Raw genomic sequence first — 13,353 nt, forward strand, 5'->3', positions numbered from 1 at the left:
CGCCCCGACATGAGGACCTCATTATGCGACCACGATCCCTCCGGCCCGCCATCGTCGGCGGCGTCGTTCTCATCGGGTGCCTGCTGTCCGCGTGCAGTTCCCCTGAAGGAGCACCGGCCGCGACGAGCACGCCCGGTACGTCGCCGTCCTCATCGGCCTCGAAGGCCTCCACGCCGTCGCCGAGCGCGACGATCGAGCCCGTCGTGGTCGTCGCCGCCGTGGACCCGGATGGCAAGCACCTGACGGCCTCTGGATACGTGCAGGGGCTGGTCGAGGAAAGCGGTACCTGCACCTTCGTGTTCTCGCGCGAGGGCTCCGCCGATGTCCCGGTGCAGCACGACGCCGTCGCCGACAGGCAGACCACGTCCTGCGGCACGGTGCAGCCGGACCTGTCGCAGTTCACCCGCGGGACGTGGAACGTCGTCCTCCGCTACGCGAGCGGCGGCCGGACCTACACCTCGCAGGCCAGCCAGGTGGAGGTCCCGTGATGCGTGCGCGGTGGATCGTCGCAGCCGTAGTCGGCGCCCTTGTCGGCGGCCTGATGACCGTGACGGGCGGAATGACGACTCCGGCCCCACAGGCGAGCGCTGCGGACGCCCGCAACTTCGACCCGGGCAACATCATCAGCGATGCCCTGTTCTTCGACGGCGGTGCGTTGAACGCGAGTCAGGTGCAGGCCTTCCTGAACGCGAAGGTTTCGTCGTGCCGCCCGGGCTACACGTGCCTCAAGGACTACACCCAGGCGACCACGAGCAAGGCCGCCGTCTCCGGACGCTGCGACGCCTACAACAGTCAGGGCGTGGAATCCGCTGCGATGATCATCGCCAAGGTCGGAGCCGCGTGCGATGTCAGCCAGAAGGTCATCCTGGTGCTGCTCGAGAAGGAGCAGAGCCTCGTCAGCGACACCTGGCCCGGCACCGGGCAGTACCGGAGCGCCACCGGATACGGCTGTCCGGACACCGCAGCGTGCGACAGTCAGTACTACGGGTTCTTCAACCAGGTCTATAACGCAGCGCTGCAGTTCAAACGCTATGCCGCGTCGCCCGACAGCTGGAACCACATCGCCGGGCGGGTCAATCAGATCCGGTACAGCCCGACGGCCTCCTGCGGATCGAGCGCTGTGTACATCCAGAACCAGGCGACCGCGGGGCTCTACAACTACACCCCGTACCAGCCGAACGCTGCGGCTCTCGCCAACCTGTACGGCACGGGCGACGGGTGCAGCGCGTATGGCAATCGCAACTTCTGGCGGCTTTATACCGACTGGTTCGGATCGACCACCGGCGTCGCCAACCTCGCCCGCACCCTCGACAACTCGACGGTGTACGTGCTCAGCGGTACCAGCAAGTATCCCGTCGGCGGCCTCGACCTTCTCAGCGCGCTCGCTCCGCTCGGGCCCGTCGCGTATGTCTCGCAGAACTACCTCGACAATTTCGCCACCGGCCCGCAGGCGGGACGCGTCCTCCGAGCCGCAAACGGGACCATCTACTTCTTCGACTCGGGGATGAAGCTGGCCTTCGGCAGCTGTGGCCTGGTGACCGACTATGGCGGTTCGTGCTCCGGAACCGGATACATGCAGTTGACGGATGCGCAGCTCGCGCTCTTCCACACGGGACCTAACATGACGTCTGTCATGGGCACGACGACGGGCGCTCGCTACTACGTCACGCTCGGCACGAAGCGGGAGATCCTCGACGACGCATCCCAGACGGCTGCCGGGATCCCGCTCGGCTTCAACGTGCTCTCGGATGCCTCGCTCGGCGGCCTCGCCCTCGGCACCCCGATCCTGCGGGACCAGGCGTTCGTGCAGAGCCGCGGAACCATGAGCTATTCGTTCCTCTCCGGTGGTGCGGCGTACGGCGTCGCTACGGGGGCGACAAGTGTCGCTGGGCTTCCGGGGCGCGTGAACGGTACCCTCTCGGCGGCGAGCATTACGAAGATCCCGGCCAGCCCGACGCCGTTCGCGGGCGTCATCTCTGTCGCGGGCAGCAGCACCGTCTCGGTGCTGACCTCCGGCGGTCGCCTCGACTGGGTCGGCGGTGGGGGCGGCACGCTCTCGTCGGTTCCCGTGACCACCACGATGCTGGCGACTTACCCCGCGGTCGGCAGTGTCGACGTGGGGTCCTTCCTCAAGGGGTCGACGCCGACTGTCTACGTCGTCGGCCCGAGCGACCTGAAGCCCGTCTCCTCGTGGGACGCTCTGGTCGCGCTGACGCCGAAGGGGAGTGACCCCGTCATCCGGAACGTCGCCGACTCGGTGCTGACGACGTTGCCGAAGGGCCCGACCGCCCTCACCTCCGGAACGCTCGTCCGCAGCAACGCCGATGCGACGGTGTACCTGGTCAACGGGCTGACGAACAAGATCCCCTTCACCTCGTTCGACCTGACGTCGTCGATCGGGATCAACGGCTTCTCCTTCGTCTCGGACGCCGTCCTCGCCGGGTATCCGAAGTCTGCCGCGTTGCTCGGCTATGGGATCACCTGTGGCACCACCGATTACGTCGCGGCGTCGGGGACACTGCGCGCACTCGACGGAACGACCAGGCCGTTGTATCCGCTCACCTTCACGAAGCTCGACAGCTACACCTGCGCCCAGCTGGCCGTCGGTAAGCCGGCGACGAAGTTCGTCCGTACGCCGAACGGATCGATCTATCTGCTCGACGGGGGCACGAAGCGACCGATCTCCTCGATGGATCGCTTCAATGCCCTCGGAGGTGCGGCGGGCTGGGTCGACGTGACCGCGGGACTGGCAGCCACTATCCCCAACGGCACCGCCGCCTGATCAGCGGCTCAGTGCGACCGTCTGGGGGAGGAATCTCCTGTCGACGCCCTTCAGCGCCTTGACCGCCACGATCGAGGCCCCGACGATGACCACGATGAAGGCGGCGCACAGCACGATCCACGTGCCCGGCGGCTGCCACTTCGGGTGCAGCAGGAGCACCGGCAGGTAGACGGCGTCACCCACCACGTATCGCTTGATCGTCACCGCGAACGCGAAGAAGTGTCCGAAGGCCATGAACCAGACGGCCATGGTGGCGACCCGGCGGAGCGGAACCGCGGGGATGCCGTAGCCGGAGCGGTCGAGCACGATGCCCGCAGCAAGGAGGAGGGTGATCACGATGGCGAGCGTGTATCGACCCTGCCAGATGAACCCGGCTCGCGTGATGACCGCCGCCTGTGCGATGGCGGGAACGAGCACCAGAGCGGCGACGAGCAGGATGAGCGACCAGCGGCGGGCTCCGATCCCTATGGCCAGAGCCGCCACCACAGTGCCGAGCATCAGCGACGCCCAGACGATGAGGGTGAACGACGGGGCCGGGGTGTCGACCCATCCGAAGAAGCCGATCCAGCCGATCCCGTAGTCGAACGTGTGCTGGATCATGTACGTGAACCCGTCGCGGAAGGTGGTCCCCGCACCGTTGAACTGCTGCGGCTGAGCCGTCAGCGACGGGTGGATGTAGTACAGGAACTCGAGGATGCAGGCGAGCGCGGCTAGCCCGATCGCGACCCACACCGACGGCAGCCGGACAAGACGCTTGAGGATCGCCCGCCGAGAAAGCAGCAGTGCGGTGACGACCACCATCAACACCCAGAGCAGCGAGATGTTCCGCGTGGCCGTCAGCAGCACCGTGGAGAGCACGATCCCGCCCAGCAGCTCGATGAGCCGGGCACCCCGGATCATGCGCGACCCGACGACGACGAGCCCGGACAGCAGCGCTCCGGCGGAGATCGCCTCGATGCCGTTCGGGTTCAAGGTGCCGCCCAGGTAGAACACCATCGGTGTGGCCGCCACGAACGCGGCGAAGTACGCCCAGCGGGGCCGGGCGAGCTGACTCAGCGCCATGAAGATGAAGCCGAACATGGTCGCGCACATCAGCGAGTTCATCCCACGCATGGCGTAGAGGGCCTTGCTGCCATCGAGGAACAGGCTCGGCAGGCCCGTGACTGCGTAGAACACGGGACTGTTCGCGGCGGCGGTGTGGCCTGTCTCGACGATGCGGTCCGGGTCGCCTGTGATGGGGGGGACGCAGCTCGCGGGCACGTTCGGCCGGAAGGCGTAGCAGCTGACGCCCAGGATCCAGGTGTCGACGTATTCGGGCACCTTCGCCTCGGACATCCGGCGATTGCCGTCCCAGGGCTGAGTGAAGACCTGCCCGCGGGCGACGGCAGCCGCCCGCACCAGGTGCGTCGGTTCGTCCGGCGAGGAACCGATCGGGGATGCCAGGTTCCATAGCAGCATCGGCAGCAGCGTCAGGACGAACCCGAGGCCGAAGACACCCCAGCGGTTGCCGGTGATAGTCGGGATGAAGCGTCGCCTGGTCGGGCTCTCGGCCATCAGTGGGGTGAACCGCCTTCCGTCGTCGGGAGCATATGAGGGTGGCATCACCCACCCCAGGTTAGGGCATGGTCCGTGTGAGATGCTGGAGGCGCCATGACAGCCTCCGCGCCGACGATCTCCGTAGCTCTCTGCACCTACAACGGGAGCGCATACGTGGAGCAGCAGCTCCGGAGCATCCTGCAGCAGACCCACCCAGTGGACGAGGTCGTGGTGGCCGATGACGGCTCGGGCGACGACACGCTCGCCGTCGTCGAGCGGGTGTTCGAGGGCGCAGGCGGCACCCCACGGCTCGTCGTGCTGCCCGGGGTGGGGCGGCACGGAGTGACCGCGAACTTCGAGCGGGCGATCCTGGCCACCACGGGCGATCTCATCGCTCTGTGCGACCAGGACGATGTGTGGCGCGCCGACAAGATCGAGCGCATGGCCGCCATCTTCGAGGACCGTCCGGACCTGCTTCTGGCCTACAGCGACGCGAGGCTGATCGACGCGGCGGGGCGTGACCTCGGCGGCACTCTCTTCGGCCAGCTCGAGGTTGATGACGGACTGCTGGCCCGGATCGCTTCGGACGGGGCATTCCCCGAACTCCTCCGGCGAAACACCGTCACGGGTGCCACCGTCGTCTTCCGCCGCGCCCTCGTGGCCGACGCCGCGCCATTCCCTGAGCTGTGGGTGCACGACGAGTGGCTGGCGATCCTCGCCGCTGCACTCGGGTCCGTCCGTGGCCTGGGTCTGCCGCTGATCGACTACCGCCAGCACGGTGCCAATCAGATCGGTGTCCAGGCTCCGACCGTACGGCGGAAGATCGCCAGGGTCCTCCAAGCTCGGGGCGACAGGAACAGGAACCTCTGGCGCCGGTCCGAGCTGTTGCGTGAACGGCTCATCCTGCTCTCCCCGCGCGTCCGTGCCCGGGACCTCGAGCTGGTGGACGGTAAGCTGCGACACGAGAAGTTCCGAGCCCAGCTCCCCGGCAACCGCGTGCGCCGGGTGATCCCGGTCCTCCGAGAGGCGGCCACAGGTCGCTATGCGCGGTTCGCGAGCCGTGGAAATGCAGACATCTTCAGGGATCTCCTTCAACCCTCATAAAGCAAAGGCGGCAGATGCTCCAGAGTGCGACAGAAGCAGATATGCGTCGGCTCCGGCTCCCGTCGGCGGCCATCTGGGCGACTGCCGGAGTCGAGGTCGTGCTGGTCGTCCTCGGAGGGGCCACGGGCGTCCAATGGCCGTTCTTCCTGGTCAGTGCGCTCCTGGTACTGCTCGCGCTCGGGCAGTTCCTCGGATGGGCTCTTGCGCTCGCCACCGAGATCATCGGAGCCTTCGCAGTGCTCGCCCTCCTCATGCCGCTCTACCCTGTGGCGCACCTCGGGCTGGAGTGGTCGAACATCGTCGTGTGCGCCGTCCTCGCGTCCGGCGCGCTGGCGGTCATCTCGAAGCGCAAGGGAGCCCTCCGCGTTCCCGGCCGCTCCGCCACCTGGCTGTTCGCTGCGACCATGGTCGTCCCCGCGCTGGGTGTCGCCGCCACCGTCTTCTCGATCGTCGCCTACGGCGGCGGTCATGTGTCCTGGGTGATGGGCAACGACTCGGTCTGGAACACCGTAGCCGCCCGTCTCTTCGTGACCGACGGCGGCCTCGTCGCCTCGGTGCACCCGAATCCCAGCCCGTTCAGCAACGAGCTGATGGCTTCGGCGATGGCCCCCGGCCGCGGGCGTCTCGCGCCGTCCGATCTGCTCGGGCACGACATCCTGAGGATCATCCAGCTGTGGCTCTTCCTCACCTTCCTGGCAAGCGCCCTCTCGTCGCTGGTGGTCGCCCGCGAAATCGCGCCCGAGCGACGCTGGGCGCGTGCGATAGCTGCAGTCGCCGCCGGTGTGATCCCGTTGCTGTGGTACGTCAGCGGATTCTCGTACAGTTACGGGTTCGTCAACGTCACGGTGTCGCTCGTCGTCATGCTCTGCATCTGGATCGTGTGGCGGGAGTCCGGGAGGCGTCCCCTTGTCGGCGTGAGCAGTCTCCTGCTCGCGACCACGCTGATGCTCGCCGTCTGGGCGCCGCTTGCGCCCATTCCTGCCTTGCTGGTGGTCACCGCCGCAGTCGCCGGCTGGCGCGACTGGCGTGTCGCGGTTCGCTGGCCCGGGGCGCTCCTCATCGGGCTCGCCGTCCTCCAACTGCTGGCCTATGTCCTTCTGGTCACCCTTCCTGACCTGCGCCGTGACGGGCAGGCTCTGGGCGGTGGAGGAGCGATGGTTCCGATCGGTCCGGCGTCGCTGGTCATCGCCGGCATCGTGACATTCACACTGGCGAGCATCGGTGCGGCCGGCCGCCGCCAGCGCCGCACATTCGCGGGCGTCTGCGTCATCATCGTCGCCGGGGGAGCGGCCGTCGCCTGGCTCTCCCACCAGGCAGCGGCACGCGGAGGGTGGGGCTACTACTCGGCCAAGCTCACCTGGCAGCTGACCATCCTCGCCCTGGTGATCGCGGCGGCGCTGATCGTGGGCTGGCTCAATGTGGCGGGCAAACGGATCATCGAGTCAACCGCGATCTTCGTCGCAGCGGGCGCTATCGTCACCTTCGTGGCGGGACAGGTGCCGCCCTCCGTGTGGTCGGCGCGCCAGGTTCTCCCGGCACTGAGCATCGGCCGCGTCGGCGGGATCAGCGCCAACGATCAGGAGGCGGCGGTCCTGTTCGCTATCTCGGACCCCGGCAAGAAGTCGCTCGCTGTGCAGTACTACACGGACCCGTTGCGGGATCTCTTCATCAACGGATGGCTGATCCAGGAGCACTCGGACCTCAGCGCCGATCCTATGCGCGACAACGCATACTTCCTCGACACCAGCAAGATCGACCAGGTGTGCTCGGTCGTCAACCAGTGGGGCGGCCATGTGGACGTCTACACCCGGAACCCGCAGCTGCAAGACGAGCTTGCGACACAGTGCCCGGATGCCGATATCACGGTGCGCACCGGCGAGGTGGGCACCTCTTCGAGGTGACCCCGGTGGAGTTGCTCAGTGACGCTCGCCGTCCGGATCGCTCGACGTCGCCTCGGATCGGGCCTCGAGGTCGTTGATCCGAAGTCGGAGCAGCACGACCTCTTCGGCGAGTGTGCGCGTCTTGTCTTCCAGGGTGGTGAGTTCGGAGCTGTGCTGGATGCATACCAAGAAGAGAACCGCAATGCTGACGAAGAACACCAGGTTGACCGGCGCGCCGACACCGAAGACCTCGGCAGCCCAGTTGAGCACTTGAGGGAATATCCCGACGATCAGGGCGACGACGCCGGCGAGCAGCCACCACACGGCATGCCGCTCGCGCATCCGCTTGCGGCGCATCATCTCGATGACAACGGTCAGGGTGATGAGGGCGGCGACGATGCCCAGGATGTACGCGGTGAGGGTCATGCTTCCACCTGCTGCTCGGGACGCGCGATCGGACGGAAGAGGGCGAAGCCCAGCGCAAGGAACACGCGGCCGAGGTAGGTGGCCGCCTTAAGCGGGTTGTGGGACGGAACTCCTGCGGTTCGAGGACGCATCGACACGGGGATCTGAGTGATGACACACCCCGCGCGCATCGCGATCACCAGCGCCTCGATGGTGTCGCCGAGATACTCGGCGGGATAGTTCGACGCGAACAACGCGACCGCTTTGGGACCGCTCGCCTTGAAGCCGCTCGTGGTGTCTGTGAGGGTCGTCCGTGCCGAGCGGCTCAGCGTGGAGGAGAGCACCTTCATCGCCCACTTGCGGGGGCCCTTGACCTCGTACGCACCGCTACCGGCGAAGCGGGCGCCGATCACCAGGTCGGCATCGGCGAGGGCGGTGAGGAGCTGGGGGACGTTGGCGGGGTCGTGTTGACCGTCCGCATCGATTTGGATGACGTTCCGGAAGCCGTGGCTAATTGCGTACTTGAACCCGAACCGCATGGCACCGCCCACGCCGAGGTTGAACGGCAGGACCGCGACGGTCGCCCCCGCCTCCTGCGCGACGATCGACGTCGCATCAGTGGAACCGTCGTCGACGACAAGGCACGCGACGCCGGGGAGGGTGGTCAGGATCTCGCTGACGGTCGCTCCTACGGAGGCCTCTTCGTTGTACGCGGGAACGACGATGAGGGTCTGCTCCAGCGGTGTAGCCATGATGCCGGAAGTCTAACAGTGGCGCGGTCCGGTCACCGGGAGGGGGACCATCCCGTGATCGCGTGACGGGCAAGCGAGCGCAGCCCGCGCGCGTTGCGCAGGGCGGAGGGAACGCGTGTGACGGCATTGAACCGGGAGGACCAGTGGGCGCGCGCGACCTGAGCCGCGCGCCGCCAGCCGCGTTCGTCGAGGACGGCCGCACTGCTGAGGAAGAACGCGCGCTCCTCGTCGAAGCGTGTGCCGTCGCTCGCCGTCCAGGAGGAGACGCTGGCGCCATGCCGGCGGTAGCGGAAGACGGCGTCCGGCAGCACCACCAGGGCTCCGCCGTCGAGGACGATCTCGAGCTGCAGGTTGAGGTCGAGCACCACCTCGAAAGCAGCGTCGAAGCCGTGCCGGCGTACGGCGTCGGTGCGCCAGAGGATCGATGGGAAGTACGTCCAGTTGCCCCGCAGCAGGCTCACGGCGAGCTCCTCACCGCGCATGATCTGCTCGCCGGGCGCCTTCGGCCGGTACCAGCCCTTCACCCGATCAGGGAGTGGGAGACACGGCCGGCCCTCGCCGTCGATGACCGTCACCGTCGGCTGGAAGTAGGCGGCGTCCGGATGACGTCCCACCGCTGCGCGCATCGTGGCGACGTATTCGGGCTCCAAGAGGTCGTCGCAGCCCATCAGCACGAAGTGCTCAGAGCGGACCAGCTCGACCGATCTGCTGAAGTTCCCGCTGACGCCCAGGTTGACCTCGTTGCGAAGGTAGACGATGCGGTCGTCGCCCAGCCCGGACACCCATTCGCCGGGTGCAGTGTCCGGGTAGACGTCATCGATGACGACCAGCCGCCAATCGCGGTCGGTCTGGGCCAGGACGCTCTGCACCGCGTCGCGGAACACCCCTGGGTCGCCGTAGAACGGCATCATGATGTCGATCGTCACTGCGTCCAGGCTTTCGTCATAGGGTTGGCTTGCCGCGCGCACCGCGGTCGGCATCCATCCTTTCACGCGTCATCCTGGGAGAGACCCATCACCGCCTTCGAGCCGCTGAACGAGCCCATCCCGGACGTCGAGGCCCCGACAGCTCCGCGGTCGGCGCGCTCGTCTGTCGTCTTGATCCTGGGGGCGACGGCGATCTCCGGAATCGCGGGCTACGTCGTCACGTGGCGCGTCTACACCGAGGTCGGCGCGGCCGGCTACGGCGTGTTCTCGGTGTTCTGGTCCGCCCTGTTCCTGGTCGTCGGGATCCTCTTCGGCCTGCAGCAGGAGTCGACAAGGGCGACTGCCCAGACGGTCGTCACCGAGGGTGCGGAGGTCGGAGCGCGCGGCGCCACGCGTCGCACGTCGCTGTGGGCGTTCGTTTCGGCTGCCGCACTGATAGTCGGTCTCGCGGTCGCCGCCACCAGTGTCCTGTGGGCGGTCCCGAGTCTCGGTACGGCGAATGCGGGCCTCTCGTGGTTCGTCGCGCTCGGCGCTGCGCTCAACTGCCTGGTGGCCGGAGCTTCCGGCGTCATGGCGGGAGCCGGGATGTGGCGCCAGCTTGCCGCGATCGTGGCTCTCGACGGCATCTTGCGCGTGGCCGGAGTCGTCGCGGTGCTGAGCGTGACACACAACATTGTCCCGCTTGCTATTGCCGTCATCCTGCCGTTTCCGGTGTCGCTGATCATCGTCTTCCTCACGTCGCCGCGTGCGCTCGTCGGGAATGCCCGTGTCACCATCGGTGTGCGAGCACTCGTCGCCAACACGGGCCGCACGATGCTCGCAGCCTCCGCAACGGCGGTCCTCATCAATGGGTTTCCGTTGGTGCTGTCGTTCTTCTCCGGTCCGGCGAACCACTCCGACCTGGGATCGCTCGTCCTGGCGGTGACTCTCACCCGGGCGCCGATCCTGGTGCCGCTCACCGCACTGTCCAGCTTCCTGGTCAGCAGGTTCTCTCATCACCCCGAGCGTGCGGCACGTACGATGGCCTACCTGTTCGCGGGGATCGCCGTTGTCATCCTCGTGCTGTGCGCCGTAGCGTGGCTGATCGGCGAACCCGTGATGCATCTCCTCTTCGGACCGGAGTTCGACCTGTCGGCGGGCGTGCTGGTGGCGCTCATTGCGTCCTCTGGACTCATCGGCGCGCTCTTCGTCAGTGGCTCTGCAGTGCTCGCCCGGAATCTGCACGGGCTCTACGCGCTGGGCTGGTTGGCAGCCTCCGTCGTCACCCTCGCGTTGCTGTTCGTGCCGTTGCCACTTGCAGGCCGCGCCGCGCTCGCCCTCGCCGCCGGGCCCGCCGTCGGCCTTGCTGTGCATCTCATCGGCCTGCGGGTGGTCGGCGACGGCGTCAGCTCGCGTCGCGGTGCGGCAGCCGCAGCCGCCAGCTCATCCCCTGGGACGCCTTGATCGTGCAGATGATCAGCAGCATCCAGCCGGACTCCACCAGGATCGAGCTCTCGAACACACTCGTGACGAGCAGGGCGACCAGTACGAGCGGGGCCCAGGCGTAGACGACGCTCCGACGATTGGATGCGAGGAGCCAGGAGCGGCTGAACGCCAGCGCGATCAGGACGATGAACAGCAGCAGACCGATGATGCCGACCTGGAGGTACACGTCCAGATAGGCGTTCAGGCCGTCGGAGTGGTAGACCCCGGTGTTCGCCTGGATGGCCGTGAACGGGTAGAGGTCCGTCGGCCAGGCGCCGACCCAGCCCCATCCCACCGTCTGCTGCACCGGGATGAGCTCCCAGATCTGGATCCAGAGCTGGTAGCGCACCTGGAAGTCGGAGCGCGCGTTCAGGATGTCGATGACGCGCGTGCGGTAGATGTATGCGACGACGAGCACCGCGACGGTGAGGATGGCGAGCCCCCACTGATAGTACGGCCGCTGCTGCGCCCGCGCCTTGCGCATCAGATACAGCGCAAGCGTGGCGAGCCCGACGACGACCGACACGGCGGCGATCACGGGGGAGTGGGCGAGCAGGATGCACACGCCGGCGAGTGTGATGGAGTACGCGGCGACGGGCGGACGCACCGATCGGGTCCGGAGTTCGACGAGGAACGTCACGAACGCGATGAGGGCGACGATGCTGAGCTGGTTGCGGGTGCCGAACAGTCCCTGGATGGGACCGCCCAGCCCGATGTTGCCCTGGATGCCGAGGAAGCGGATGGGCGCGTCGAGCAGCAGTCCGCTCAGCACCTCGAGCGAGAGCGAGAGGGTGAGCAGGAACCGCAGGGCGTCGCCGACGACGCGGACGATCTGGATCGCGTCGCGCACGAGCGCGATGTAGACGGCGAGGAACGCGAAGATCAGCTGGTAGATCACCCCGGTGAGCGTCGCCCACTGGTACTGGCTCCACAGGATCGAGGCGGCGCACCATCCGACGAACACCAGGGCCGAGATCGGGAGCAGGCCGTGCCACTCGATGAGCCGCCACTGCGCCGCGAACGACAGGGCGGCGAGCACCACAAGCACCGCGAGGGCGCCGATCAGTCCTGGCCAGCCGATGAGACCGCGGATGGCGTGGGTGGAGAAGCCGGTGATCACCGCGAGCAACGCCAGGGTGGAGGTGAAACGGGCGGAGCCGAGGAACTCGATGGCCGCGGGCGGCACCAGGGTTCGACGGGGCGTTGCCATGCTCACAGACTACGGGGCGGGGGCGTTCGCCGCCCGCTTGGTGGCGACCGAGAGCGCCACCAGGAGCGCCCAGCCGCCCTCGATGAGGATGCGGCTCTCGGCGAAGCTCTGAGCGATCAGAGCGCCGAGCACCAGCAGGGGCAGTAGGGCGACCGCACGGTACGGCTGGTCGTCGGCGATCGTGGAGCGCGGGCGGTCGATCGCGAGGAACCAGGCCCGGCCGAACGTGGTGAGCACCAGCAGGATGAACACGACGAGTCCGACGATGCCGAGCTGCAGCCACACGTCGAGCCAGGCGTTGTGCGCTTGCAGGTACTCGACGCCGTTCCGGGTGGCGAGCCCGTCGAAGGGCTTCACCCACGGAGCCCAGTAGCTGACCCATCCCCAGCCGAACGCCGGGCGCTCTTGCGCCAGACGGGTGACCGCCGCCCAGATGTCCAGGCGGCCGGTCAGGTCCTCGCTCTTCCCGAACAGCGCGGGGATGCGCGAGGAGAACAGCGAGACGCCGACGATCGCAGCGGCGACCACGACGATCGCCACCAGGTAGACGGGCCCGCGCCGGTCGGGGCCCGCCCGGCGCGCCCACAGTGCGAAGCCGAGCACGACCGCGGTGACGAGGGCGGCCGCGATGACCGTCGCGGACCGGGTCAGTGCCAGGGTGAGGACGGCGACGACGAGCCATCCCAACGCCGAGCCGTGACGCGTCGTCCGGTCGGCGACCTGGATGCCGAACACGACGATCGCCAGGAGCGCGATCATGGCGAGCAGGTTGCTGTTGCCCACGATGCCCTGGACCGGGCCGCCGTGGAAGAGCAGGTCACGGCTCCAGTAGAAGGCCTGGGGCAGCTTCCCCTGCGGCACCGCGTAGACCGGAGTGAGGGGGAGGACCGGCTGCCGCACGAAGATCGCGACGACGAGCTCGAAGACCAGCGACAGCCCCAGGATCCAGCGGAACGCGTTGCCGAGCGCGCTGAGCAGTCCCGGCCATCCCAGCCGCAGCCCGAGGAAGACGCCGGCGATCGTCGTCACCAGCGTCGAGAGGGCGCCGAGGGCGCTGGCGCCCGGGTACGCCGACCAGGCGATCGAGACGACGGCCAGCGCCAGGAAGAGCACGAGGGTCTTCGGGGTGGTGCGCCAGCGGAACCGCGGACGCGACCGGATGATGAGCGCCGCGCTGACGACGGCGAGCACCGCAGCCAGGAGGAAGTAGCCGGGCCAGCTGATCGTGTTGCGCCAGAAGTCTCCGGCGAACAGGGTGAAGAGCACCAGTGCGGCGAACGCGTTCTCCGCCGTG

Annotated in this window: 11 protein-coding genes; 5 read left to right on the forward strand and 6 right to left on the reverse strand. The window is 67.7% G+C overall.

All coding sequences use genetic code 11. The features are described from left to right. Positions 1–23 precede the first annotated feature (23 nt). Together BJ963_RS00740 and BJ963_RS00745 are read left to right on the forward strand one after the other, a co-directional pair. Entirely contained in the window at positions 24–488 is a 465-nt protein-coding gene (locus BJ963_RS00740) for a hypothetical protein (protein ID WP_179453890.1), read from the forward strand. Then, a complete protein-coding gene (locus tag BJ963_RS00745) occupies positions 488–2,782 on the forward strand; it encodes a hypothetical protein (RefSeq protein WP_246298122.1) in 2,295 nt (764 codons plus the stop codon). Before BJ963_RS00740 ends, BJ963_RS00745 begins: the two co-directional genes overlap by 1 nt. On the opposite strand, the gene BJ963_RS00750 is transcribed toward BJ963_RS00745, so the two are convergent. Further along, positions 2,783–4,336, reverse strand: a complete 1,554-nt coding sequence (locus BJ963_RS00750) for a DUF2142 domain-containing protein (RefSeq protein ID WP_179453894.1) — start codon at positions 4,334–4,336, stop codon at positions 2,783–2,785. It abuts the gene before it with no gap. Between the two features lie 96 nt (positions 4,337–4,432). Between BJ963_RS00750 and BJ963_RS00755 the strand changes: the two genes are divergently transcribed. Continuing rightward, positions 4,433–5,422 carry a glycosyltransferase family 2 protein gene (locus BJ963_RS00755; RefSeq protein WP_179453896.1) on the forward strand — a complete coding sequence of 330 codons (990 nt, stop codon included), beginning with the start codon at positions 4,433–4,435 and terminating at the stop codon, positions 5,420–5,422. 41 nt (positions 5,423–5,463) lie between these two features. After that, positions 5,464–7,323: a hypothetical protein gene (locus tag BJ963_RS00760; RefSeq protein ID WP_179453898.1), complete on the forward strand. Its 1,860-nt coding sequence runs from the start codon at positions 5,464–5,466 to the stop codon at positions 7,321–7,323. A 15-nt stretch (positions 7,324–7,338) separates the two neighbouring features. On the opposite strand, the gene BJ963_RS00765 is transcribed toward BJ963_RS00760, so the two are convergent. Genes BJ963_RS00765 through BJ963_RS00775 form a run of 3 tightly spaced genes read right to left on the reverse strand, consistent with a single transcriptional unit; the run spans position 7,339 to position 9,385 of the window. Continuing rightward, the gene (locus BJ963_RS00765) at positions 7,339–7,728 is read right to left on the reverse strand and encodes a DUF2304 domain-containing protein (protein WP_179453900.1); all 390 of its coding nucleotides are present in this window, start codon (positions 7,726–7,728) and stop codon (positions 7,339–7,341) included. Next, positions 7,725–8,459 carry a glycosyltransferase family 2 protein gene (locus tag BJ963_RS00770; protein WP_179453902.1) on the reverse strand — a complete coding sequence of 245 codons (735 nt, stop codon included), beginning with the start codon at positions 8,457–8,459 and terminating at the stop codon, positions 7,725–7,727. Before BJ963_RS00770 ends, BJ963_RS00765 begins: the two co-directional genes overlap by 4 nt. Before the next feature lie 32 nt (positions 8,460–8,491). Then, positions 8,492–9,385: a glycosyltransferase gene (locus BJ963_RS00775; RefSeq protein ID WP_179453904.1), complete on the reverse strand. Its 894-nt coding sequence runs from the start codon at positions 9,383–9,385 to the stop codon at positions 8,492–8,494. A 261-nt stretch (positions 9,386–9,646) separates the two neighbouring features. Here BJ963_RS00775 and BJ963_RS00780 point away from each other — a divergent pair, with 261 nt between their 5' ends. Beyond that, positions 9,647–10,828 (forward strand): polysaccharide biosynthesis protein, encoded by a 1,182-nt coding sequence (locus tag BJ963_RS00780; RefSeq protein WP_343037202.1) that lies wholly within the window; start codon positions 9,647–9,649, stop codon positions 10,826–10,828. On the opposite strand, the gene BJ963_RS00785 is transcribed toward BJ963_RS00780, so the two are convergent. Continuing rightward, on the reverse strand, positions 10,770–12,059 hold the full coding sequence (locus BJ963_RS00785; protein WP_179453906.1) for an O-antigen ligase family protein: 1,290 nt from the start codon (positions 12,057–12,059) through the stop codon (positions 10,770–10,772). The genes BJ963_RS00780 and BJ963_RS00785 overlap by 59 nt on opposite strands. A gap of 9 nt (positions 12,060–12,068) precedes the next feature. Then, the gene (locus BJ963_RS19585) at positions 12,069–12,818 is read right to left on the reverse strand and encodes an O-antigen ligase family protein (RefSeq protein WP_246298124.1); all 750 of its coding nucleotides are present in this window, start codon (positions 12,816–12,818) and stop codon (positions 12,069–12,071) included. Between the last annotated feature and the right edge of the window lie 535 nt (positions 12,819–13,353).

Origin of the sequence: Leifsonia soli, from assembly GCF_013408745.1 — a bacterium.
In the GTDB taxonomy this organism is placed as follows: domain Bacteria; phylum Actinomycetota; class Actinomycetes; order Actinomycetales; family Microbacteriaceae; genus Leifsonia; species Leifsonia soli.